At 69.5% G+C, this 23,990-nt stretch carries 18 protein-coding genes and 2 tRNA genes; 17 read left to right on the top strand and 3 right to left on the bottom strand.

Annotated features, from left to right (window positions below; genetic code table 11):
- Nucleotides 1-26 precede the first annotated feature (26 nt).
- Nucleotides 27-1,115 carry an acyltransferase family protein gene (locus ACIGXJ_RS04520; protein ID WP_399641508.1) on the bottom strand — a complete coding sequence of 363 codons (1,089 nt, stop codon included), beginning with the start codon at nucleotides 1,113-1,115 and terminating at the stop codon, nucleotides 27-29.
- A gap of 349 nt (nucleotides 1,116-1,464) precedes the next feature.
- On the opposite strand from ACIGXJ_RS04520, the gene ACIGXJ_RS04515 reads away from it, so the two are divergent.
- Nucleotides 1,465-1,659, top strand: coding sequence for a hypothetical protein (locus ACIGXJ_RS04515; RefSeq protein ID WP_399641506.1), 195 nt, complete (start codon nucleotides 1,465-1,467; stop codon nucleotides 1,657-1,659).
- A 247-nt stretch (nucleotides 1,660-1,906) separates the two neighbouring features.
- On the opposite strand, the gene ACIGXJ_RS04510 is transcribed toward ACIGXJ_RS04515, so the two are convergent.
- Nucleotides 1,907-1,977, bottom strand: a tRNA-Gly gene (locus ACIGXJ_RS04510).
- Between the two features lie 178 nt (nucleotides 1,978-2,155).
- Here ACIGXJ_RS04510 and ACIGXJ_RS04505 point away from each other — a divergent pair.
- From ACIGXJ_RS04505 to clpX, 5 genes are all read left to right on the top strand, one after another.
- Nucleotides 2,156-2,232, top strand: a tRNA-Pro gene (locus ACIGXJ_RS04505).
- A 181-nt stretch (nucleotides 2,233-2,413) separates the two neighbouring features.
- A complete protein-coding gene (gene tig, locus ACIGXJ_RS04500) occupies nucleotides 2,414-3,814 on the top strand; it encodes a trigger factor (RefSeq protein WP_399641504.1) in 1,401 nt (466 codons plus the stop codon).
- A 244-nt stretch (nucleotides 3,815-4,058) separates the two neighbouring features.
- On the top strand, nucleotides 4,059-4,664 hold the full coding sequence (locus ACIGXJ_RS04495) for an ATP-dependent Clp protease proteolytic subunit (RefSeq protein ID WP_052032545.1): 606 nt from the start codon (nucleotides 4,059-4,061) through the stop codon (nucleotides 4,662-4,664).
- A 68-nt stretch (nucleotides 4,665-4,732) separates the two neighbouring features.
- The gene (locus ACIGXJ_RS04490; RefSeq protein ID WP_399641501.1) at nucleotides 4,733-5,413 is read left to right on the top strand and encodes an ATP-dependent Clp protease proteolytic subunit; all 681 of its coding nucleotides are present in this window, start codon (nucleotides 4,733-4,735) and stop codon (nucleotides 5,411-5,413) included.
- A gap of 194 nt (nucleotides 5,414-5,607) precedes the next feature.
- Nucleotides 5,608-6,894 (top strand): ATP-dependent Clp protease ATP-binding subunit ClpX, encoded by a 1,287-nt coding sequence (clpX, locus tag ACIGXJ_RS04485; protein WP_399641499.1) that lies wholly within the window; start codon nucleotides 5,608-5,610, stop codon nucleotides 6,892-6,894.
- A gap of 277 nt (nucleotides 6,895-7,171) precedes the next feature.
- Here the strand turns inward: clpX and ACIGXJ_RS04480 are convergent, their stop codons facing one another.
- Nucleotides 7,172-8,092 (bottom strand): hypothetical protein, encoded by a 921-nt coding sequence (locus tag ACIGXJ_RS04480; protein ID WP_399641497.1) that lies wholly within the window; start codon nucleotides 8,090-8,092, stop codon nucleotides 7,172-7,174.
- A gap of 137 nt (nucleotides 8,093-8,229) precedes the next feature.
- Here ACIGXJ_RS04480 and ACIGXJ_RS04475 point away from each other — a divergent pair, with 137 nt between their 5' ends.
- The 11 genes from ACIGXJ_RS04475 to ACIGXJ_RS04425 all read left to right on the top strand — a co-directional run bounded on the left by ACIGXJ_RS04475 (nucleotide 8,230) and on the right by ACIGXJ_RS04425 (nucleotide 23,975).
- Complete coding sequence (locus ACIGXJ_RS04475; protein ID WP_399641495.1) at nucleotides 8,230-10,854, top strand: valine--tRNA ligase; 2,625 nt, start codon at nucleotides 8,230-8,232, stop codon at nucleotides 10,852-10,854.
- A 147-nt stretch (nucleotides 10,855-11,001) separates the two neighbouring features.
- The gene (locus ACIGXJ_RS04470; protein ID WP_399641493.1) at nucleotides 11,002-12,507 is read left to right on the top strand and encodes a bifunctional folylpolyglutamate synthase/dihydrofolate synthase; all 1,506 of its coding nucleotides are present in this window, start codon (nucleotides 11,002-11,004) and stop codon (nucleotides 12,505-12,507) included.
- 10 nt (nucleotides 12,508-12,517) lie between these two features.
- Nucleotides 12,518-12,859: a DUF4233 domain-containing protein gene (locus ACIGXJ_RS04465; RefSeq protein ID WP_399641491.1), complete on the top strand. Its 342-nt coding sequence runs from the start codon at nucleotides 12,518-12,520 to the stop codon at nucleotides 12,857-12,859.
- A 370-nt stretch (nucleotides 12,860-13,229) separates the two neighbouring features.
- Nucleotides 13,230-13,643: a nucleoside-diphosphate kinase gene (ndk, locus tag ACIGXJ_RS04460; RefSeq protein WP_399641489.1), complete on the top strand. Its 414-nt coding sequence runs from the start codon at nucleotides 13,230-13,232 to the stop codon at nucleotides 13,641-13,643.
- Nucleotides 13,644-13,920: 277 nt separating this feature from the next.
- Entirely contained in the window at nucleotides 13,921-14,940 is a 1,020-nt protein-coding gene (locus ACIGXJ_RS04455; RefSeq protein ID WP_004931372.1) for a rod shape-determining protein, read from the top strand.
- Nucleotides 14,941-15,106: 166 nt separating this feature from the next.
- Nucleotides 15,107-16,054, top strand: coding sequence for a rod shape-determining protein MreC (gene mreC / locus ACIGXJ_RS04450; RefSeq protein ID WP_399641487.1), 948 nt, complete (start codon nucleotides 15,107-15,109; stop codon nucleotides 16,052-16,054).
- Between the two features lie 13 nt (nucleotides 16,055-16,067).
- Nucleotides 16,068-16,745, top strand: a complete 678-nt coding sequence (gene mreD, locus ACIGXJ_RS04445) for a rod shape-determining protein MreD (protein WP_399641485.1) — start codon at nucleotides 16,068-16,070, stop codon at nucleotides 16,743-16,745.
- Between the two features lie 120 nt (nucleotides 16,746-16,865).
- Nucleotides 16,866-19,166 carry a penicillin-binding protein 2 gene (gene mrdA / locus ACIGXJ_RS04440; protein WP_399641483.1) on the top strand — a complete coding sequence of 767 codons (2,301 nt, stop codon included), beginning with the start codon at nucleotides 16,866-16,868 and terminating at the stop codon, nucleotides 19,164-19,166.
- A complete protein-coding gene (gene rodA / locus ACIGXJ_RS04435) occupies nucleotides 19,163-20,362 on the top strand; it encodes a rod shape-determining protein RodA (RefSeq protein WP_399641481.1) in 1,200 nt (399 codons plus the stop codon). Before mrdA ends, rodA begins: the two co-directional genes overlap by 4 nt.
- A 72-nt stretch (nucleotides 20,363-20,434) precedes the next feature.
- Complete coding sequence (locus tag ACIGXJ_RS04430; protein ID WP_399641479.1) at nucleotides 20,435-21,949, top strand: CHAD domain-containing protein; 1,515 nt, start codon at nucleotides 20,435-20,437, stop codon at nucleotides 21,947-21,949.
- 70 nt (nucleotides 21,950-22,019) lie between these two features.
- Entirely contained in the window at nucleotides 22,020-23,975 is a 1,956-nt protein-coding gene (locus tag ACIGXJ_RS04425; RefSeq protein ID WP_399641477.1) for a TIGR03960 family B12-binding radical SAM protein, read from the top strand.
- Nucleotides 23,976-23,990 lie beyond the last annotated feature (15 nt).

Genomic DNA, 23,990 nt, shown 5'->3' with positions numbered 1-23,990 from the left:
TTCGCGGGGGTTGCCCGGTTCAAGGGCTATGCCCGGACGCGCTCCCGGGCGGCCTCGGCGGCGTCCCGCCGGAACGCCCACTCCATCCGCGGCTCCATGCCCCCCCGGAAGAGCTTCCGCACCGGCGGCGTGCACAGCAGCGTGACACCGACGCCCGCGGCCAGCGTGACGAGGACCTCGCCGAGCGGCCCGTGCAGCCAGCTCTGGTCGTACCAGCCGTAGAACTCACCGGACTTGGTGAGGAAACCGTGCAGCAGGTAGCCGCAGAGCGTGCCCGCGCCGAGCGCCGTGAACCACGTCGTACGGCCCGGCACCCAGGCGAAGAAGCAGGCCGTCAGCAGCAGCGAGCAGCCGAAGAGCGCGACCACCATGACCGGCCCGCACCACCAGGGCGCACCCAACTCCTGCGCCGCGTCGCGGTGGTACAGCCAGCCGGTGTCCATCCGCGGCACGCTCCACCAGGCCACGCCGAACGCGGCGGCGAACACCGGCACCGCCGCGATCCGCACCGAGCGGCGGCGCACCCTTCGGAAGTGCCCGTCCCGCAGGCACAGTCCGAGGACGAAGTACGGCAGGAACTGCAGGACCCGCTGGAGATCGAGGTCGTCGCCGATGTCCGGGGTGACCGACGCGAGCGCGGCGATGACGAGCGCGACGGGGAGGGGGTGGCGGATGAGTTTCCACAGGGGTGTGGTCATCCGCCACACGAACAGGGCGATCAGGAACCAGGTGAGATACCAGGGGTCGAGCAGCGAGATCGGCTGCGCGGGATCGCCGCCGGCGAAGCGCTTGAAAAGCGAGTAGGCGGTCTCGAACACGAGATACGGCACGAGCACGCCGGTCACCAGCCGCTTGAGACGGTCGGGACGCATGTCGAAACTGCGCGAGAAATAGCCGGAGATGATGACGAACGCCGGCATGTGGAGGGCGTAGACAAGCGTGTAGGCGCCCTCCAGGACGCGGCTGCCGTCCTTCAGCGGTTCCCAGGCGTGCCCCATGGCCACCAGCACGATCGCCAGGTACTTGGCGTTGTCGAAGAACGCGTCACGGCGTGGGGGGAGTGATGTTCTGTCGGGACTCTGCGTCCGGAGTGGGGTCGTCGCAGCGGTGAACATCTGAGGCACCCTAGCCGCGTTCCCGCGCTTCCGTAAAACACGCCACGTGAATTCGCATTGCCTGTGAACCATATGTGTGGACGCGGAAACGTGGGCATGGAAACAGTGTGCGGAAGCGAGGTGTCGGAATGCGCCGCCGGGGTAGAAGCGTGAATTCGCGTACGCGGCGGGGCAGATCGTCCGCGGTGGTTCCGTGGTGGTTCGGCGGTGGTTCGTGCCCCCCGGGAGGGTTGCCGATGTGTCATGGGGCGCATGGGGTGGGCCGGTTGGTGGCACGATGGTTCAGGCGGGGGTGTACCGGGCAGTGCCTCCGGCGGGAGAGCGGACCGACCCAGGGGTGTGATCAGTCGTGGCCATTTCGCTGTCAGTCGTACTGCTGTTGGGCATCGTCCTGGTGGTGCTCATGCGGGGCGGCTCCATCAAGGGAGGCCCCGCCATCGTCGCGGTGCTCTTCGGCTTCTTCCTCGCCTCGACCGGCATGGCCCCGTCGATAAACCGCTTCCTGAACTCGCTCGCAGAAACGATCAACTCGATCAATTTCTGACCCGGCGCCGAACCGTTCACCGGTGACCGGGAGGGGCGGTCTTCCCGGTGACCGGGACGGTCTTCCCGGTGACCGCGGGTCTTCGCCGGTGAGCGCAGGTGACCGGAGTGCGCGTCGGCGGCCTCGCCGTGCCGGGCGTGCCAGGGGCCGCCGGGGGGCGCCGAGCCGCAGTGCGGAAACAGCCCCCGGAGACGCCTCAGGGCCAGGTCGGAGGAATGATCCTCCGACCTGGCCCTGAGCCATGAAGAGCGGGCGACGGGAATCGAACCCGCGTAGCTAGTTTGGAAGACTAGGGCTCTACCATTGAGCTACGCCCGCACAGGACGCGCCGCAGATCCGGTACGGCCGCGGCACTGCAGGCATCGTAGCGGGTCGCACCCCTCGGTCGCACACCCCGTTCCGGCGGGGCGGCCCCCTCGGCGCGGACGTACGCGAACCGCGCGGGAAATGCGGCGGTCCCGCTGTCCGCGGGCATGTACCCTACGTGTCGCACCGACGGGGTGTGGCGCAGCTTGGTAGCGCGTCCGCTTTGGGAGCGGAAGGCCGTGGGTTCAAATCCCGCCACCCCGACCACCACCCCATCGTTCCCCCGCGCGATCACCCCGTGATCGGCTTTTGGGGCGTTCGGCGGCTGCGGTTACTATGCAAGCTGCGCGCCCGTGTGTCCTCTCACGAAGTCCTCCGGGCGGCGAAATCCGCCGGAGCTGTCTGGCTCCGGCAGAACCCAGAAGTCAGCCATCAAGGAGACCGAACCGTGAAGAGCGCCGTTGAGAACCTGAACCCGACGCGGGTTCGGCTCACTGTCGAGGTGCCCTTCGAGGAGCTCAAGGACAGCCTCGACGCGGCGTACAAGAAGATCAACCAGCAGGTCACGGTGAAGGGCTTCCGCAAGGGCAAGATCCCCGCCCGGGTGATCGACCAGCGGTTCGGCCGTGGCGCCGTGCTGGAGGAGGCCGTCAACGACGCGCTTCCGAAGTTCTACACGGCCGCCGTCAACGAGGCCGAGCTCTCCGTCCTGGGCCAGCCCGAGGTCGACATCACCGAGCTGAAGGACGGCGAGACGCTGAACTTCACCGCCGAGGTCGACATCCGCCCCGTCATCGAGATCCCGGACTACTCCGGCATCGAGGTCGAGGTCGACGCCGTCGAGGTCACCGACGAGGACGTGGAGAAGTCCGTGCAGCAGCTGCGCGAGCGCTTCGCCTCCACCTCCCCGGTCGAGCGCGCCGCCGAGGACGGCGACGTCGTCACGATCGACCTCGAGGCCAAGGTCGACGGCGAGGTCCTCGCCGACGGCATCGCCAAGGGCGTCTCCTACACCATCGGCTCGGGCGAGCTGCTGGAAGGCATCGACGACGCCGTCAAGGGCCTGGAGGCCGGCGCCGAGGCGACCTTCACCTCCGAGCTCAAGGGCGGCTCCGCGGCCGGCAAGGAGGCCGAGGTCACCGTCAAGGTCACCCAGGTCGCCGCCCGTGAGCTGCCCGAGCTCGACGACGACTTCGCGCAGCTCGCCTCCGAGTTCGACACCCTGGACGAGCTCAAGGCCGACAGCCGCAAGCGCCTCGAGAACATGAAGCAGTTCGACCAGGCCACGCAGGCCCAGGAGCGCGTCCTGGACAAGCTGCTGGAGCTCGTCGAGGTGCCCGTCCCCGAGAAGCTCCTCGAGGACGAGATCAACACCCGCAAGCACAACCTCGAGCACCACCAGCTCGGCCAGATGGGTCTCACCCTCGACAAGTACCTGGAGATCCAGGGCAAGACCGCCGAGGAGTTCGACACCGAGACCCGCGAGGCGGCGGTCAAGGGCATCAAGACCCAGTTCGTCCTCGACGAGCTGGTCAAGCAGGAGAAGCTCAACGTCAACCAGGACGAGCTCACCGAGCACCTGATGCGCCGTGCCGCCTCCTCCGGCATGTCCCCCGACCAGTTCGCGCAGGCCGTCGTCGAGCAGGGCCAGGTCCCGCTCCTCGTCGGTGAGGTCGCCCGCGGCAAGGCCCTGGCCGTCGTCGTCGAGGCCGCCACGGTCAAGGACACCAACGGCGAGATCATCGACCTGGAGGACGAGGAGGACGAGGCCGCCGCCGAGTCCACCGAGGGCGCCGAGGCCGAGGCCGCTGCTGAGACCGCGGAGACCGAGGAGAAGCCGGAGGCCTGAGCCTCACGGCACCTCCGGTCACGCGCCTCCCGGCAGCGCTGATCGCATCGAACGGACCCCGAGTACTCCGAACTCGGGGTCCGTTCGGCTACCCCCGCCTCACACCCCGCTACGCCCCCGGCGAACACCCCCCTTACCGGGATTCCCCAGGAGGGCTACGGCGTTAGGGTCCATGAATACGTAGTACACGTGAGACGGCCCGGCGCCGTCGCAAGACGAGCAGGTGGATACGTTGACGAATCTGATGCCCTCCGCCGCCGGCGAGCCCTCCATCGGCGGTGGCCTCGGCGACCATGTCTACAACCGACTGCTCAACGAGCGGATCATCTTCCTCGGCCAGCCGGTCGACGACGACATCGCGAACAAGATCACCGCGCAGCTGCTGCTCCTTGCCGCCGACCCGGACAAGGACATCTACCTCTACATCAACAGCCCCGGCGGCTCGATCACGGCCGGCATGGCGATCTACGACACCATGCAGTACATCAAGAACGACGTGGTGACCATCGCCATGGGCCTCGCCGCCTCCATGGGCCAGTTCCTGCTCAGCGCCGGCACCCCGGGCAAGCGCTTCGCGCTGCCGAACGCCGAGATCCTGATCCACCAGCCCTCGGCCGGCCTGGCCGGTTCGGCCTCGGACATCAAGATCCACGCCGAGCGGCTGCTGCACACCAAGAAGCGCATGGCCGAGCTCACGGCTCAGCACACCGGCCAGTCGGTCGAGCAGATCACCCGTGACTCGGACCGCGACCGCTGGTTCGACGCCTTCGAGGCCAAGGAGTACGGCCTCATCGACGACGTGATCGCCACGGCCGCCGGTATGCCGGGCGGCGGCGGCACCGGGGCCTGAGCCCCAGCGGACGGCCCCAGCGCCTCCGTACAGCCCCAGCGACCGCCCAAGCCCCTAGGAGACAGACAGTGAACGACTTCCCCGGCAGCGGCATCTACGACCGCACGCGCGCCGAGTACACGGGTCCGGCCGCCGAGTCCCGCTATGTGATCCCCCGGTTCGTCGAGCGCACCTCGCAGGGCATCCGCGAGTACGACCCGTACGCGAAGCTCTTCGAGGAGCGGGTGATCTTCCTCGGCGTGCAGATCGACGACGCCTCCGCCAACGACGTCATGGCGCAGCTGCTGTGCCTGGAGTCGATGGACCCCGACCGGGACATCTCGGTCTACATCAACAGCCCCGGTGGCTCCTTCACCGCGCTGACGGCGATCTACGACACCATGCAGTTCGTCAAGCCGGACATCCAGACGGTGTGCATGGGCCAGGCGGCCTCCGCCGCGGCCATCCTGCTGGCCGCCGGTACGCCCGGCAAGCGCATGGCGCTGCCGAACGCCCGCGTGCTGATCCACCAGCCGTACAGCGAGACCGGCCGCGGCCAGGTCTCCGACCTGGAGATCGCCGCGAACGAGATCCTGCGGATGCGCGCGCAGCTGGAGGAGATGCTGGCCAAGCACTCCACCACGCCGATCGAGAAGATCCGCGAGGACATCGAGCGCGACAAGATCCTCACGGCCGAGGACGCCCTGTCCTACGGCCTGATCGACCAGATCATCTCCACCCGGAAGATGAACAACGCCGCTGTCCGCTGACGCGGACACAGGAGTATCGTCTGCCGCCCCTTGGCATGGTTTCACCCGGTGCCCGAAAGGTGCACGTCAAAGTGAACCCTGCCAAGGGGGGCCCGAACGGGGGGCCCGGCAAGGTACCGTCGGAATAAGGCAGCACCAGGAGCCGCTGGAGGCGAAAGCGTCCAGTCGTCTCCCAGGCGAAGGGGAAGCACACCGTGGCACGCATCGGTGACGGCGGCGATCTGCTCAAGTGCTCGTTCTGCGGCAAGAGCCAGAAGCAGGTCAAGAAGCTCATCGCAGGCCCTGGTGTGTACATCTGCGACGAGTGCATCGATCTCTGCAACGAGATCATCGAGGAAGAACTCGCCGAGACCAGCGAGGTGCGCTGGGAGGAGCTCCCGAAGCCGCGGGAGATCTACGAGTTCCTCGAGGGCTACGTGGTCGGCCAGGAGGCCGCCAAGAAAGCCCTGTCCGTGGCGGTCTACAACCACTACAAGCGGGTCCAGGCCGGCGAGAACGGCGGCGGCAGCAGCCGTGAGGACGCGATCGAGCTCGCCAAGTCCAACATCCTGCTGCTCGGCCCCACGGGCTCGGGCAAGACCCTCCTCGCGCAGACACTGGCGCGCATGCTGAACGTGCCGTTCGCGATCGCGGACGCCACGGCGCTGACGGAGGCCGGCTATGTCGGCGAGGACGTCGAGAACATCCTGCTCAAGCTGATCCAGGCGGCGGACTACGACGTCAAGAAGGCCGAGACCGGGATCATCTACATCGACGAGATCGACAAGGTCGCGCGCAAGAGTGAAAACCCGTCGATCACGCGCGATGTCAGCGGCGAGGGCGTACAGCAGGCGCTGCTGAAGATCCTGGAGGGCACCACGGCCTCGGTCCCGCCCCAGGGCGGCCGCAAGCACCCGCACCAGGAGTTCATCCAGATCGACACGACGAACGTCCTGTTCATCGTGGGCGGTGCCTTCGCGGGCCTGGAGAAGATCATCGAGTCCCGGGCGGGCGCCAAGGGCATCGGCTTCGGCGCGACGATCCGCTCCAAGCGCGAGCTGGAGGCCAAGGATCAGTTCGAGGACGTCATGCCCGAGGACCTGGTCAAGTTCGGCATGATCCCCGAGTTCATCGGCCGCCTCCCGGTGATCACCTCGGTCCACAACCTCGACCGCGAGGCGCTCCTCCAGATCCTGGTCGAGCCCCGCAACGCACTGGTGAAGCAGTACCAGCGCCTCTTCGAACTCGACGGCGTCGAGCTCGACTTCGAGCGCGAGGCCCTCGAAGCCATCGCCGACCAGGCCATCCTCCGCCAGACCGGCGCCCGCGGCCTGCGCGCCATCATGGAGGAAGTCCTCATGTCCGTGATGTACGAGGTCCCCTCCCGCAAGGACGTGGCCCGCGTCGTCATCACGGCCGACGTCGTCCACTCCAACGTCAACCCGACCCTGATCCCCCGCGAGGCCCGGGGACGGGGGCCGGGGGAGCAGAAGACGGCCTGACCGCCGACCCGACACGAAGATGCCCGGCACTCCCTCGGAGCGCCGGGCACCTTCTTGTTCCGGCCCTGTTCCGCACATCGGCCGCGAGTGACGAACGCCGGCGACGACGTGAGTCGCTCGCCGACCGGATCACTTGTCAGACCGGGCTCATCGGCATCGGCGTCCGCGCCGACCACGCGCTGGAGGCCTGCGTCCGCGCCTGACGGTGACGAAAGGGGCGGGGCTCCGCGGTCGTGCCGACCGCGGGGGCCCCGCCCCTTGTTCACCAGCGTGCGCGTCAGGCCGGGACGCGGACCTCCTTGCGGAGCTTCGCGGTCAGCTCCGAGGAAGCCTTCAGGTCTGCGTCCTTGCCGGACATCGCGTCCGCGAGCACGACGTGAATCGTGACGCCGACGGTGCTGTGGTCGCCCCAGATGCAGATCGGGACGTTCATCTCGCTCGGTCCCTCGCCGGAGTCGTCCTTGATCTTCGTGGCCTGGCACTTCAGTACGGCGCCATCGAGCTTGAACTCCTGGGGGCTGCCGACGACCTCCCCCTCGCCGTCCTTGCCGGCGTTCTTCTTCAACTCCGCGAACATCTCGTCGACGACCTTCTCCGGGTCCTCGATCTCGCCGTACACGCCCATGAAGTTGAGCATGCGCATGGCCAGCATGTTGGAGTTGTCGCCTGCCTGGTACCCAGAGTGCACGTCCTTGGCGTTCTTCACGCCATGCTTCTCGGCATCCTTCAGGTCGTCGAAGCCGCCGCTGTCGGCCTCGTCGGACTGCTTGTACTCGGTGAGCACAGTCTCCGGCGTGATCAGCTTGTGCGGACCGTCGTCCGCGACGGAGCCGCTGCCCCCACTCCCGCTCCCGGCCAGCACGAAGTACGCCCCCACCGCGATGGCCGCCACCACCGCGACCGCGCCGATGATCAGGCCGGTCTTCTTCTTGCCGCCACCCGCGGCCGGGGGCTGCGGCGCGGCGCCGTAGGGGGCCTGGCCGTACGGGGGCTGCTGGCCGTAGCCCGGCTGCTGCGGGGCACCCTGCTGCGGGTAGCCGTAACCCGGCTGGGGCTGGGCCGGCTGCTGGGGGTAGCCGTAGCCGGGCTGAGGCGCCTGCGGCTGCTGGCCATAGGGGCCAGGCTGCTGCGGCTGCCCGCCGTACGGACCCGGCTGCTGAGGCTGCCCGCCGTACGGGCCCGGCTGGTTGTAGCTCATTTCTGGGTTCCCCTCCAGATGCTTATGCGTTTCAGACATCCTGGCGCAGACCCCAGGCCCGCACGGCACCCGGGGGTCTGACCGTTACAAATCAATCGAGTTTCGGGACCGGCCCGTGACACCTCTAAACTGAGCCCGTGACCGAGAACACTCAGCAGCAGCCACCCGCGCCCACCACCGAACTGCCGACCCAGTACGCGCCGGCCGAGGTAGAGGGGACGCTGTACGAGCGCTGGGTAGAAAAGGGTTACTTCACCGCGGACGCGACCAGCGAGAAGCCCGCGTACACCATCGTCATCCCGCCGCCGAACGTCACCGGCAGCCTCCACCTGGGCCACGCCTTCCAGCACACGCTCATGGACGCCCTCACCCGCCGCAAGCGGATGCAGGGCTACGAGTCGCTGTGGCTGCCCGGCATGGACCACGCCGGCATCGCCACCCAGAACAAGGTCGAGCAGCAGCTCGCCGAGGAGGGCAAGTCCCGCCACGACCTGGGCCGCGAGGAGTTCGTCTCGCGCGTCTGGCAGTGGAAGGAGGAGTACGGCGGCAAGATCCTCGGCCAGATGCGCCGCCTCGGCGACGGCGTCGACTGGTCCCGCGAGCGGTTCACCATGGACGAGGGGCTGTCCCGTGCCGTCCAGACCATCTTCAAGAAGCTCTACGACGACGAGCTGATCTACCGCGCCGAGCGCATCATCAACTGGTGTCCGCGCTGCCTCACCGCGATCTCCGACATCGAGGTGGAGTACCAGGAGGACGCCGGCGAGCTGGTGTCGATCAAGTACGGCGAGGGGGAGGACACCCTCGTCGTCGCGACCACGCGCGCGGAGACGATGCTCGGTGACACCGCCGTCGCCGTCCACCCCGACGACGAGCGCTACAAGCACCTCGTCGGCAAGCAGATCAAGCTGCCGCTGACCGACCGCACCATCCCGGTCGTCGCCGACACGCACGTCGACCCCGAGTTCGGCACCGGCGCCGTCAAGGTGACCCCGGCGCACGACCCGAACGACTTCGCGATCGGCCAGCGCCACAACCTGCCGTCCCTGACGATCATGGACGAGCACGGCGTCATCACGGTCCACGGCCCCTTCCTCGGCCAGGACCGCTACGAGGCCCGCTCGGCCGTCGTCGGCGCGCTCAAGGCGCAGGGCCGGATCGTCGCCGAGAAGCGCCCGTACATGCACTCGGTCGGTCACTGCTCGCGCTGCAAGACCACGGTCGAGCCGCGTCTGTCCATGCAGTGGTGGGTCAACGTCAAGCCGCTGGCCAAGGCCGCCGGCGACGCCGTCCGCGACGGGCGCGTGGCCATCCACCCGGCCGACATGTCGAAGCGCTACTTCGACTGGGTCGACAACATGAACGACTGGTGCATCTCGCGCCAGCTGTGGTGGGGCCACCGCATCCCGATCTGGTACGGCCCCGACGGCGAGGTCGTCTGCGTCGGCCCCGACGAGCAGCCGCCCACCGGCGAGGGCTGGCACCAGGACACGGACGTCCTCGACACCTGGTTCTCCTCGGGCCTGTGGCCGTTCTCCACGCTCGGCTGGCCGGAGAAGACCCCGGACCTCGAGAAGTTCTATCCGACCGACGTCCTGCTCACCGGCCACGACATCATCTTCTTCTGGGTCGCCCGGATGATGATGTTCGGCCTCTACGCCATGGACGGCGAGGTCCCGTTCAAGACCATCGCCCTCACCGGCCTGGTCCGCGACGAGCGCGGCAAGAAGATGTCGAAGTCGTTCGGCAACGTCGTCGACCCGCTGGACTGGATGGACAAGTACGGCTCCGACGCCGTCCGCTTCACCCTGGCCAAGGGCGCCAACCCGGGCACCGACGTGCCGATCGGCGAGGACTGGGTCCAGGCGTCCCGGAACTTCGCCAACAAGATCTGGAACGCGACCCGCTTCGCCCTGATGAACGGCGCCACGGTCGAGGGCGAGCTCCCGCCGGCCGAGCGGCTGTCGGCGACCGACCGCTGGATCCTGTCCCGCCTGAACAAGACGGTCGCTCAGGTCGACACGTACTACGACGACTACCAGTTCGCCAAGCTCAGCGAGGCGCTGTACCACTTCGCGTGGGACGAGGTCTTCGACTGGTACGTCGAGCTCTCCAAGACCACCTTCATGGCGGGCGGCGAGGGCGCGAAGGCCTCCGGCCGGGTCCTCGGTGAGGTCCTCGACGTCCTGATGCGGCTGCTGCACCCGGTGATGCCGTTCGTCACCGAGACGCTGTGGACCACCCTCACCGGGCGCGAGTCGATCGTGGTCGCCGACTGGCCGACCGACAGCGGGTTCCGCGACGACGCCGCCGAGGCCGAGATCGAGAACCTCCAGCAGGTCGTCACCGAGGTCCGCCGCTTCCGCGCCGACCAGGGCCTCCAGCCCGGCCAGCGCGTCCCGGCCCGCCTGGCCCTGGACGGCACGGCCCTGGCACCGCACGAGGCCGCCATCCGCCAGCTGCTGCGTCTGCAGCCGGAGGGCGACGGCTTCACCGCCACCGCGACCCTGCCGATCGCGGGCGCCGAGGTGGCGCTGGACCTGTCCGGCACCATCGACGTCGCGGCCGAGCGCAAGCGCCTGGCGAAGGACCTCGCGGCGGCGGAGAAGGAGCGCCAGCAGGCCCAGGCCAAGCTCGGCAACGAGGCGTTCCTGGCGAAGGCCCCGGACAACGTGGTGGACAAGATCCGCACCCGCCTCGCCAAGGCGGACGAGGACATCGCCCGCATCCAGAGCCAGCTGGACAAGCTGCCCCGGCAGTGACGCCCTGAGGGACGTGGGGTCGTGCGCGCCAAGCCGCGCACGACTCCGCGCCCGCGGGACCACGCAAGCGGGACCACGCGAGCGGGACTTCGCAGGCCACCCCACTCGGTAGGCGGCCTGTCGGTCCCGATCCGTAGACTGGGCACCGTGAGCCACCCCAGCGACGAGCAGCCCGACCCCCTCGACCTCTTCGACGAGATCATCGACGCCGAGACCGACCGCGACCCCGACCTCGCGGTCATCGAGGCCGGCAGCCGCACCCTGCGCACCCAGGGCGGCGCCCCGCAGCAGGACATCCCCGCGCGCCCCGAGGACCCCGAGGTCGACAAGGCGCTGCGCGAGGTCGAGGCCGACCTCGCCACCCGCTGGGGCGAGACCAAGCTGGAGCCCTCGGTCAGCCGTATCGCCGCGCTGATGGACGTGCTGGGCGAGCCGCAGCGGTCGTACCCGTCGATCCACATCACGGGCACCAACGGCAAGACCTCGACGGCCCGCATGATCGAGGCCCTCCTCGGTGCCTTCGATCTGCGCACCGGCCGCTACACCTCGCCGCACGTGCAGTCGATCACCGAGCGCATCAGCCTGGACGGCGCCCCGATCTCCGCCGAGCGGTTCATCGACACGTACCAGGACATCAAGCCCTACGTGGAGATGGTCGACGCCCAGCAGGAGTTCCGGCTGTCCTTCTTCGAGGTGCTCACCGGCATGGCGTACGCCGCGTTCGCGGACGCCCCGGTCGACGTGGCGGTCGTCGAGGTCGGCATGGGCGGCTCCTGGGACGCGACGAACGTCATCGACGCGGACGTGGCCGTCGTGACGCCGATCGACCTGGACCACACCGACCGCCTCGGTGAGACGCCCGCCGAGATCGCGGGGGAGAAGTCCGGGATCATCAAGCAGGGCGCGACCGTGATCATGGCCCAGCAGCCGGTGGACGCGGCGCAGGTGCTGCTGAAGAAGTCCGTCGAGACGGACGCGACCGTGGCCCGTGAGGGCCTGGAGTTCGGGGTCGTCGCCCGCCAGGTCGCCGTGGGCGGACAGCTGATGACGCTGCGCGGACTCGGCGGCGAGTACACCGAGGTCTATCTGCCGCTGCACGGCGCGCACCAGGCGCACAACGCCGCCGTGGCGCTGGCCGCGGTCGAGGCGTTCTTCGGCGTCGGCGCGCAGCGGGCCATGCCGCTGGACATCGACACCGTGCGCAAGGCCTTCGCCGCGGTGTCGTCGCCCGGCCGCATGGAGGTCGTACGGCGCTCGCCGACGGTCGTGCTGGACGCGGCGCACAATCCCGCGGGCGCGCGGGTGACGGCGGAGGCGATCGGCGAGGCGTTCGACTTCAGCCGGCTGATCGGTGTCGTCGGCGCCAGCGGCGACAAGAACGTGCGCGGGCTCCTGGAGGCCTTCGAGCCGATCTTCGCGGAGGTCGTCGTCACGCAGAACTCCAGCCACCGCGCGATGGACGCCGACGAGCTGGCCGCGATCGCCGTGGAGGTCTTCGGCGAGGACCGCGTCCAGGTCGAGCCGCGGCTGCCGGACGCCCTGGAGGCGGCGATCACGCTGGCCGAGGAGGAGGGCGAGTTCGCCGGCGGTGGCGTCCTGGTCACCGGTTCCGTCATCACGGTGGGCGAGGCCCGCCTGCTCCTGGGGAAGTGACCTTCACACCATGCGTACGCTCTGCTCCTCGACCCTGATCGGCGAGTTCTTCGTGATCGGCTTCGCCGGGCTGGTCGCGATGAAGGACGAGTCCCTGTCCATGGGCTCGGTGTGGACGGTCTGCGGCATCGCCATGTTCCTCAGCGTCCTGCTGTGCGGCCTGGTGACCCGCCCGGGCGGCGTCGCCCTCGGCTGGGCCCTGCAGATCGGTCTGATCGCCTCCGGCTTCGTGGTGCCCCTGATGTTCTTCCTCGGCGCCATGTTCGCGGCCCTGTGGTGGGCCTCGGTCCACTTCGGCCGCAAGGTCGACGAGGCCAAGGCGAGATTCGCGGCGCAGACGGACGCCGCGTAGCGGACACGCGCTGTGCCGGGCGGCCGTCACGCCCGGCCGCCCGGCCGCCCGGCCGCCCGGACGCCGGGCGGTCCGGCGTGACGGTCCCCCTCGGTGGCGTTCCGGTGCGCGGTGCCGCTGCGTCACCCCGGTGTCGCCGCGTGATTCCGGCGTCGGCGTGGTGCTCCGGTGCCGGTGCCACTCCGCTGTCGCCCGGCCGGCCCTGGTGCGGCGGGCCGCCGACACGCCGCCGTGTCACTCCGCGTGCCACTTCACCCGTATGCCGGGCCCCCGCGCGGCGGCCCCGCGAAGCTGACGCTGAGTAACAGAGGGCCAGGCCCGCACTGTAGCCTCGTCACACCGCACACCTGTAGGTAGAAGGAGTCCCGTCGTGACCCAGCGCACCCTCGTCCTCCTCAAGCCCGACGCCGTCCGTCGTGGCCTGACCGGCGAGATCATCAGCCGTATCGAGCGCAAGGCCGGCTGGTCGATCACCGCGCTGGAGCTGCGCGAGCTGGACCAGGACACGCTGGAGCAGCACTACGGCGAGCACAAGGGCAAGCCGTTCTACGAGCCGCTGGTCGCCTTCATGTCCTCCGGCCCCGTCGTCGCCATGATCGTCGAGGGCGAGCGGGTCATCGAGGGCGTGCGCCAGCTGGCCGGCCCGACCGACCCGATCGCGGCCGCGCCCGGTTCCATCCGGGGCGACTTCGGTGTGATCGTCCGGGAGAACCTGATCCACGCGTCCGACTCCGAGGAGTCCGCCGAGCGCGAGGTGAAGATCTTCTTCCCCGGCCGCGCCTGACCGCGTACTCTTCGCCGCAAGCCACACGGAGGTCCGGGGGTCCGCTCCCGGGCTCTCCCGGCATGTGAGCGGCGATCGAGGGAACGAGTCTCCCCGAACGCCCGTCTCCAGAAGCGAACCCGCACATCATCTGCTGACAATTGGCGGAGACCCTCACGCAGGGTCTGTGAAGGCGCGTCTACCATGGAACCCTTCACGTCACAGCACCCACCATGCCGACCTGAAAAGCCCTCAAAAGCCAGCAGGGAAGGCCAGACGAATCCTGATGGGGAACTCAATGTCGTTCATCGGCCGTGACATGGCTGTCGACCTCGGGACCGCCAACACGCTGGTGTACGTCAGGGGTCGCGGAATCGTACTCAACGAGCCGTCCGTCGTCGCGATCAACACCAACACCGGTGGGATTCTCGCGGTCGGCGCCGAAGCGAAGAAGATGATCGGGCGCACGCCCGGCAACATCGTTGCCGTGCGTCCGCTGAAGGACGGCGTGATCGCCGACTTCGAGATCACCGAGCGGATGCTCCGCTACTTCATCCTGAAGATCCACAAGCGGCGGTATCTCGCGAGGCCGCGCGTCGTCGTGTGCGTGCCCTCCGGCATCACCGGCGTCGAGCGCCGTGCCGTCATCGAGGCGTCGTCCCAGGCCGGCGCCCGCCAGGTGCACATCATCGAGGAGCCCATGGCCGCGGCCATCGGCTCCGGCCTGCCGGTCCACGAGGCCACGGGCAACATGGTGGTGGACATCGGCGGCGGCACCACGGAGGTCGCGGTCATCTCCCTCGGCGGCATCGTCACCGCCCAGTCCATCCGCGTCGCGGGCGACGAGCTGGACAACGCGATCATCCAGCACATCAAGAAGGAGTACTCCCTTCTGCTGGGCGAGCGCACGGCCGAACAGATCAAGATCACGATCGGCTCGGCGTACGACCTAGACGCTGACGAGCACACCGAAATCCGCGGCCGGGACCTCGTCTCCGGGCTGCCCAAGACCGTCGTCATCTCCGCCGCCGAAGTGCGCAAGGCGATCGAGGAGCCCGTCAACGCCATCGTCGACGCCGTGAAGACGACGCTGGACAAGTGCCCGCCGGAGCTGTCCGGCGACATCATGGACCGCGGCATCGTCCTCACCGGCGGCGGCGCCCTGCTGCGCGGCCTCGACGAGCGGCTGCGCCGGGAGACCGGTATGCCGATCCACATCGCCGAGGACCCGCTGGACAGCGTGGCGCTCGGCTCCGGCAAGTGCGTCGAGGAGTTCGAGGCGCTCCAGCAGGTGCTGGACGCCCAGCCGCGCAGATGACGTAACTCGTCGATTCCGCCGTACGAGATGATCTCCTCTCGTACGGCGGATCGTTGATATAGAGGCATAGGCTGCCACAAAAAGAGCCCCTCGGAATTCCCGGGGGCTACCTGGTTTCCGACTGTTTCCGACTGTTTCCGACTGAGGAAGGGCACGGCCGCCGCACGTGAGGGACACACGAGAGAGCCGGCTGCTCCTGGTGCTGCTGATCGCCATCGCGTTCGCGCTGATCACGGTGGACATCCGCGGTGGGGAGGATTCACCGGTCGACGGTGCCCGCCAGGCCGCGGCCTCGGTATTCGGCCCGATCGAGAACGGCGTCGCCTCCGCGGTCGACCCGGTCGGCAACGCCATCTCCGCCGTACGCGACTCCGGCGACCGGCACGACCGCATCGCCGAACTGGAGAAGGAGAACGCCGCCCTCAAGGCCGAGCTGGGCAGCGACGACCGCAACCGCAGCCGCCTCAAGCAGCTGAACAAGATGCTGAAGGTGGCCGGTGAGGGCCAGTACGGCATCAAGGGCGCCGAGGTCATCGCCATAGGAGCCGCGCAGGGCTTCTCCTGGACCATCACCATCGACATCGGCGCCAACGACGGCATCCGGCGCGACATGACCGTCCTCAACGGCGACGGCCTGGTCGGCCGCGTCACCACCGTCGGCCCCGACGCCTCGACCGTGCTGCTCGCCAACGACCCCGACTTCACCGTCGGCACCCGGATGGAGGGCGGCGACGAACTCGGCTTCGCCTCCGGGCAGGGCGACCGCCCGCTGCGCGTCGAACTCCTCAACGGCAAGGCCCAGATCAAGAAGGGCGACCGCCTGGTCACCTTCGGCTCGCAGGCCGACCGGCCCTTCGTGCCCGGCGTCCCCGTCGGTGTCGTCTCCCGCGTCGATCCCTCCGGCGGCGACCTGACCCGCACCCTGTACGTCACGCCGTACGTCAGCTTCACCAAGCTCGACATCGTCGGCGTCGTCGTGCAGGCACCCAGCAAGGATCCGCGCGACACCGTGCTCCCGGACAAACCGAAGCCCACGCCCAGGCCGACCGTGACGGTCACCGTCACCCCTTCGGCGTCCGCCGACGGCCAGTTCCAGCAAGAGCAGCAGCAGTAGGGGAGCTGAACTGATGCGCTTCAACCGGATCCTGCTGTCCGTTCCGCTGGTCGTGGTCGCCCTGGTGCTCCAGGTGAGCGTGCTGGCCCGGCTGCACCTGCCGGGCGCCGTGCCCGACCTCGTACTCCTCACCGTCCTCGGCCTCGCGCTCGTCTACGGCCATGTCGGCGGCGCCCTCGTCGGGTTCGGCGCCGGGCTGCTGTCCGACCTCGCCCCGCCCGCCGACCACGCGGCCGGCCGCTACGCGCTCGTGCTGTGCGTCATCGGCTATCTGGCCGGCCTGGTCAAGCCGGAGAACGGCCGCCTGAAGTCGGCGTCCGGCCCGCTGGCCGTGGTCGCCGTCGCCGCGATCTCCTCCACCCTGCTGTACGCCGGTGTCGGCGCGCTCGTCGGCGACACGGCGGCCCGTCATGTGGGCCTGCCCGGGCTGGTGTTCACGGCCGTCCTGTACGACCTGCTGCTCGCGCCCTTCGTGGTCCCGGGCATCATGGCGCTGGCCCGGCGCGCCGACAACGACCCCCTCGCCGAGGCGAACTCCGGCACCTCGGCCGACATCTCCTCCGGCTGGCTGTCCTCCGGCACCGGGCTGCGCATCGGCAGCCAGCGCGGGGGCCTGGGCGGGCTGAAGGTGAAGGCGGCCAGAGCGCGCACCGCCCGCGCGGGACGCATCAAGGGGGTCAAGCGGCTGTGAAGCGTGCGGAGTTCACCCGGACGGGGGACAGGGGCCGGAACCCTCGGCGGCGGGACGGTCGTTCCCCACTCGTACACACACCGCAATCCGTGACCAGGCGCTGAGAGGGGGAGGCAAGCCGTGACCAACATCCCCGAGACCGGGCGGACCCCACGCGTCCAGATCCGGCTCGTCGTGATCCAGATCCTCGTCCTCTCCCTGCTCGGCACCCTGGGCGGCCGCCTGTGGTACCTCCAGATCCGCGAGGGCGACGCCTACGCCAAGGAAGCCTCCGGCAACCACGTCCAGCAGGTCGTGGAGCCCGCCGTGCGCGGCTCGATCCTGGACGCGCGCGGAGTGCCCCTCGCGGACAACGAGACCCGGCTGGTGGTCTCCGCCTCCCGCACCGACCTGCTGAAGATGAAGGACGACGGCGACGCCGTCCTCACCAAGCTCGCCGGTGTCCTCGGCATGACGCCGAAGGAGGTCAAGGAGAAGGTCCGGCTGTGCGACGCCGAGACCCCCCAGCCCTGCTGGAACGGCTCGCCGTACCAGCCGATCCCCATCACCGACGAGGCGACCCCGCGTCAGGCCCTGCAGATCCGCGAGCGCGCCGAGGACTTCCCCGGCATCACCGCCGAACCCCAGGCCGTGCGCCGCTACCCCGCGCCCGGCAAGTCCAACACCGCGCAGGTGCTCGGCTACCTCTCCCCGGTCACCGACGAGGAGATCCAGGAGGCCCAGGACACCGACTCGCCGTTCCTGCGCTCCGACCAGGTCGGCCGCTCCGGCCTTGAGCGCCAGTACGACAAGCAGCTGCGCGGCAAGGCCGGCGTCACCCGCTACGAGGTCGACAACCTCGGCCGGGTCATCGGCGAGGCCGAGGCGGACCCCGCCCAGCCCGGCTCCCACCTCGTCACCAGCATCGACGCCCGGGTGCAGCGCGTCGCCGAGTTCGAGCTGAACGAGGCGATGAAGACCGCCCGCCAGGAGTGGGACCGCAACACCCAGGAGCGGTACAAGGCCGACGCGGGCGCGGTCGTCGTACTGGAGGCCAGGACCGGCCGGGTCGTCGCGATGGCGTCCAACCCGACCTACGACCCGAACGCCTGGGTCGGCGGCATCTCCGCCAAGGACTACGCGAAGCTCACCGGCAAGAAGTCCAACTACCCGCTGCTCAACAGGGCCATACAGGGCCAGGCGGCGCCCGGCTCCATCTTCAAGGTGGTCTCCACGGCCGCCGCGGTCCAGGCCGGCTACGACTTCGACGGCCGCTACGAGTGCTCCAGCGCCTACAACGTCGGCGGCCAGGTCTTCAAGAACTTCGAGTCCCAGAACCACGGCGCGATCAGCCTCGGCCGCGCCCTGGAGGTCTCCTGCGACACCGTCTACTACCGGCTGGCGCACGCCCAGTGGCAGAAGGACGGCGGCATCGACCCCAAGGGCAAGCCGAAGGACTGGTTCTACAAGACCGCCCACCAGTTCGGCCTGGGCGCGGAGACCGGCATCGACCTGCCCAACGAGGTCACCGGCCGCATCCCCGACCGCCAGTGGAAGCAGGAGTACTGGAAGGCCAACAAGGACGCCTGGTGCAAGACCGGCAAGAAGGACGGCGACTACGTCGAGCGCATCTCCTACGAGAACTGCCTCGAAGGCAACAAGATGCGCGCCGGTGACGAGATCAACTACTCCATCGGCCAGGGCGACACCCTGGTGACGCCGATCCAGATGGCGACGATCTACGCCGCCATCTCCAACGGCGGCACGCTGTACGACCCTACGGTCGGAAAGGCCATCGTCAGCGCCGACGGCAAGCAGGTCACCGAGATCAAGCCCAAGGCGCACGGCAGGCTGCCGGTCAGCAAGGCGACCCTGGCCCAGATGGACGAGGCCCTCGCGGGCGTGGCCACGCGCGGTACGGCCGCCTGGCGGTTCGGCGGCTGGCCCCAGGACAAGATCGAGATGCACGCCAAGACCGGTACCGCCGAGGTCTACGGCAAGCAGACGACCTCCTGGTTCGCCACGTACACCAAGGACTACGCGATCGTCATGACGATCTCCCAGGGTGGTACGGGCTCCGGCGCCTCCGGTCCGGCGGTGCGCAACATCTACGACGCGCTGTACGGCATCTCCGACGACGGCGTCATCAACAAGAAGAACGCCCTGCTGCCGACCCCGCAGAAGAACCTGCCGCGGATCCAGGCGGACGGCACGATCCGCCCGCCGAAGCTGTCCAAGGACCCGGCCAAGGACCAGCAGACCTACCAGAAGCCGGCCGAGGAGGGCGCGGTGGAGAACGCCGCCGCGAACCCCGACGACGGCACCGGCCCGGGCGGCGGCGGACAGCCGACCGCGGCCACGGTGGCGAGCCCCGAGGCGGACAACCGAGAGACACGGCGCCGCAGGCGGGCCCGCCGCCCCGGCCGGAGGAAGTGCACATGACCGGCGTCAACAGCTTCCAGGTCTCCGGCTACGGCCCCGAGCGGGCGGGCTGGACCCGCCTGTTCGCCCGGGACTCGCTCGCCCGCCGGCTGGACTGGCCGATACTGCTGGCGGCGCTCGCGCTGTCGCTGCTCGGCTCGCTGCTGGTGTTCTCGGCCACCCGCAACCGCACCGAGATCAATCAGGGCGACCCCTACTTCTTCCTGATCCGGCACATCATGAACACCGGTATCGGGTTCGCCCTGATGATCGGCACGGTCTGGGTCGGTCACCGCACCCTGCGCACCGCCGTGCCGCTCCTCTACGGCGCCTCGGTGTTCCTGATCCTGCTCGTGCTCACCCCGCTGGGCTCCACGGTCAACGGCGCGCACTCCTGGATCGTGCTCGGCGGCGGCTTCTCGCTCCAGCCCTCCGAGTTCGTGAAGATCACGATCATCCTGGGCATGGCGATGCTGCTCGCGGCCAGAGTGGACGCGGGCGACCGGCCCTACCCCGACCATCGCACGGTCCTTCAGGCCCTGGGCCTGGCCGCCGTGCCGATGCTGATCGTGCTGCTCATGCCCGACCTCGGCTCGGTCATGGTCATGGTGATCATCGTGCTGGGCGTACTGCTGGCCTCCGGCGCCTCCAACCGCTGGGTGTTCGGCCTGCTGGGCTCCGGCACGCTGGGCGCGCTGGCGGTGTGGCAGCTCGGCGTCCTCGACGAGTACCAGATCAACCGCTTCGCCGCGTTCGCCAACCCCGAGCTGGACCCGGCGGGCGTCGGCTACAACACCAACCAGGCCCGGATCGCGATCGGTTCCGGCGGGCTGACCGGCTCCGGGCTGTTCCACGGCTCGCAGACCACCGGCCAGTTCGTGCCCGAGCAGCAGACCGACTTCGTGTTCACGGTCGCGGGGGAGGAGCTGGGCTTCATCGGCGGCGGCCTGATCATCGTGCTGCTGGGTGTGGTGCTGTGGCGGGCCTGCCGGATAGCGCGGGAGACGACCGAGCTGTACGGGACGGTCGTGGCCGCCGGGATCGTGGCCTGGTTCGCCTTCCAGTCCTTCGAGAACATCGGGATGACCCTGGGGATCATGCCGGTGACCGGTCTGCCGCTGCCGTTCGTGTCGTACGGAGGCTCGTCGATGTTCGCCGTGTGGGTGGCGGTGGGGCTGTTGCAGTCCATCCGGGTGCAGAGACCGCTGTCGGCCTGAGGGCCCGTCCTCCCAGGTCTCCGACCCCTTCGGGCTCTGTCGCCCGGCCGGGGCGCCCACTAGATTCGGTTCATGGCGGACATCAAGCGCGAGATCGAGCGGAAGTACGAGTCCGACGACAGCGGCCTGCCCGACCTGACCGGAGTCGCCGGTGTCGCGGCCGTGATCGACAAGGGTGTCGCGCACCTGGACGCCACCTACTACGACACGGCCGACGGCCGTCTGGCCGCGTCCTCCATCACCCTGCGCCGCCGTACGGGCGGCTCCGACGCCGGCTGGCATCTGAAGTTCCCGGTCGCCCCGGGTGTACGGGACGAGATCCGGGCCCCGCTGTCCGACGCCGTGCCCCGCACCCTCACCGGGCTGGTCCGCTCCCGGGTCCGGGACGCCGAGCTGGTGCCCGTCGTACGGCTGCGCTCCGAGCGCGATGTGCGCGACCTCACCGACGCGGAGGGGCGGCTCCTGGCCGAGGTCGGCGTGGACGCCGTGCACGCCGAGCGGCTGGACGGGAGCGGCGGTCAGGCGCAGTGGACCGAGATCGAGGTGGAACTCGCCGACGGGGGAGACCCGGAGTTCCTCGACCAGGTGGACAAGCGGCTGCGCAGGGCGGGCGTACGGCCGTCCGGGTCCGCGTCGAAGCTGGCCCGGGCGCTGGCGGAGACGGGCCCGCGCCCGGAGAAGAAGCACGAGGGGAGCGCCGCCGCCGAGCGGGCCCCGGTGACGGCCGGCGACCATGTCGTGGCCTACCTGCGCGCCCAGCGCGACGCGATCGTCGAGCTCGACCCGGCCGTACGGCGTGAGGCGGACGACTCGGTGCACGCCCTGCGGGTCGCCACCCGCCGGATGCGCAGCGCGTTGCGCTCCTTCCGCAAAGTCCTCGACCGCTCGGTCACCGACCCCGTCGGCGAGGAGCTGAAGTGGCTGGCGGCTGAGCTGGGCGTCGACCGCGATCGGGAGGTGGTGACCGAGCGCATCACCACGGCGCTCGAAGCCCTGCCCCGCCCCCTGGTGACCGGGCCGGTGCGCAACCGGCTGCGGGCCTGGACGGGGCCCCATAGCGGCGGATCGCACCGGCGGCTGATCGCCGTACTGGACGGACAGCGGTACCTGGAGCTGCTCGACGCACTGGACGCGCTGATCGCCGAACCGCCGCTGAGGAAGGCGGCGGCCGGGGCACCGCGCAAGGTCCTCGCCAAGGCCGTACGCAAGGATCTGGCGCGGGTGTCGGCGCTGGTGGAGCGGGCCATGGAGCTGCCGCCGGGCCACGACCGCGATGTCGCGTTGCACGAGGCGCGCAAGCGGGCCAAGCGGACGCGGTACTCGGCGGAGGCGGCGACGGCGGCGCTGGGCGGCCCGGCGGCAAAACTGGCCCGGTCGATGAAGGCGCTGCAGGGACTGCTCGGCGACCACCAGGACAGCGTGATGACCCGCGAGGCGCTGCGCGAGCTGGCGGCGCAGGCGCAGGCGGCGGGGGAGAGCTCCTTCACCTACGGGGTGCTGTACGGGCGGGAGGAGCTGCGCGCGGCGCGGGCCGAGGAGGCGTTGCCGGGGCTGTGGGCGCGGGCCCGGGCGGCGGCGGACGTCTGAGCGTGCGGGAGTGTCCGCCGGGCGGGTTACGCTTGATGGTCACCCCAGTCAGCTGATGAAGGTTCGCGAGATGCCTGTCGAGTCGGTTTTCCCGCAGCTCGAAGCCCTGCTGCCGCATGTGCAGAAGCCGATCCAGTACGTGGGCGGCGAGCTCAATTCCACGGTCAAGGAGTGGGAGAGCTGCGACGTCCGCTGGGCGCTCATGTACCCCGACGCCTACGAGGTCGGGCTGCCCAACCAGGGCGTCATGATCCTCTACGAGGTCCTCAACGAGCAGGAGGGCGTCCTCGCCGAGCGCACGTACAGCGTGTGGCCGGACCTGGAGGCGCTGATGCGTGAGCACGGCGTCCCGCAGTTCACGGTGGACAGCCACCGGCCGGTGAAGGCGTTCGACGTGTTCGGCCTGTCCTTCTCCACGGAGCTGGGCTACACGAACATGCTGACCGCGCTGGACCTGGCCGGCATCCCGCTGGAGTCCAAGGACCGTACGGTCGACGACCCGATCGTGCTGGCGGGCGGCCACGCGGCCTTCAACCCCGAGCCGATCGCCGACTTCATCGACGCGGCGGTCATCGGCGACGGCGAGCAGGCCGTGCTGGACATGACGAAGATCATCCGCGAGTGGAAGGCGGAGGGCCGTCCCGGCGGCCGCGACGAGGTCCTCTTCCGGCTGGCGAGGACGGGCGCGGTGTACATCCCGCGGTTCTACGACGTCGAGTACCTCTCCGACGGCCGGATCGCGCGCGTGGTCCCCAACAGGTCGGGCGTGCCGTGGCGCGTGTCCAAGCACACCGTCATGGACCTCGACGAGTGGCCCTACCCGAAGCAGCCGCTGGTCCCGCTGGCCGAGACGGTCCACGAGCGCATGTCGGTGGAGATCTTCCGCGGCTGCACCCGCGGCTGCCGCTTCTGCCAGGCGGGCATGATCACCCGCCCCGTGCGCGAGCGCTCCATCACCGGCATCGGCGACATGGTCGAGAAGGGCCTGAAGGCGACCGGCTTCGAGGAGGTCGGCCTGCTGTCCCTGTCGTCGGCGGACCACTCCGAGATCGGCGACGTCGCCAAGGGCCTGGCGGACCGCTACGAGGACGACAAGATCGGCCTCTCGCTGCCCTCCACCCGCGTGGACGCCTTCAACGTCGACCTGGCCAACGAGCTGACCCGCAACGGCCGCCGTTCCGGTCTGACGTTCGCGCCCGAGGGCGGCTCGGAGCGCATGCGCAAGGTCATCAACAAGATGGTCTCCGAGGACGACCTGATCCGGACGGTCGCGACGGCGTACGGCAACGGCTGGCGCCAGGTGAAGCTGTACTTCATGTGCGGCCTGCCCACCGAGACCGACGAGGACGTCCTGCAGATCGCCGACATGGCGACGAAGGTCATCGCCAAGGGCCGCGAGGTCTCCCGCTCCAACGACATCCGCTGCACGGTGTCGATCGGCGGCTTCGTGCCCAAGCCGCACACCCCCTTCCAGTGGGCGCCCCAGCTCTCCGCCGAGGAGACGGACGCCCGTCTGGAGAAGCTGCGCGACAAGATCCGCGGCGACAAGAAGTACGGCCGCTCCATCGGCTTCCGCTACCACGACGGCAAGCCCGGCATCGTCGAGGGCCTCCTCTCCCGCGGCGACCGCCGGATCGGCGCCGTCATCCGCGCGGTCTACGAGGACGGCGGCCGCTTCGACGGCTGGCGCGAGCACTTCTCCTACGACCGCTGGATGGCCTGCGCCGACAAGGCCCTCGCCCCGTTCGGCGTGGACGTCGACTGGTACACCACCCGCGAGCGCACCTACGAGGAGGTCCTCCCCTGGGACCACCTCGACTCCGGCCTCGACAAGGACTGGCTCTGGGAGGACTGGCAGGACGCCCTCGACGAGACCGAGGTCGAGGACTGCCGCTGGACCCCCTGCTTCGACTGCGGCGTCTGCCCCGCCATGGACACCCACATCCAGATCGGCCCCACGGGCAAGAAGCTGCTGCCGCTGACGGTCAAGCAGCCTGCGGGGAGCGGGCAGGGGCACAGTCACTGAGAGTCCCCCACGACG

Source organism: Streptomyces sp. NPDC053367 (assembly GCF_044545925.1).
Classification (GTDB): Bacteria; Actinomycetota; Actinomycetes; order Streptomycetales; family Streptomycetaceae; genus Streptomyces.
Note: the sequence above shows the minus strand (reverse complement) of the source record. Positions and strands in the feature narration are given on the sequence as shown.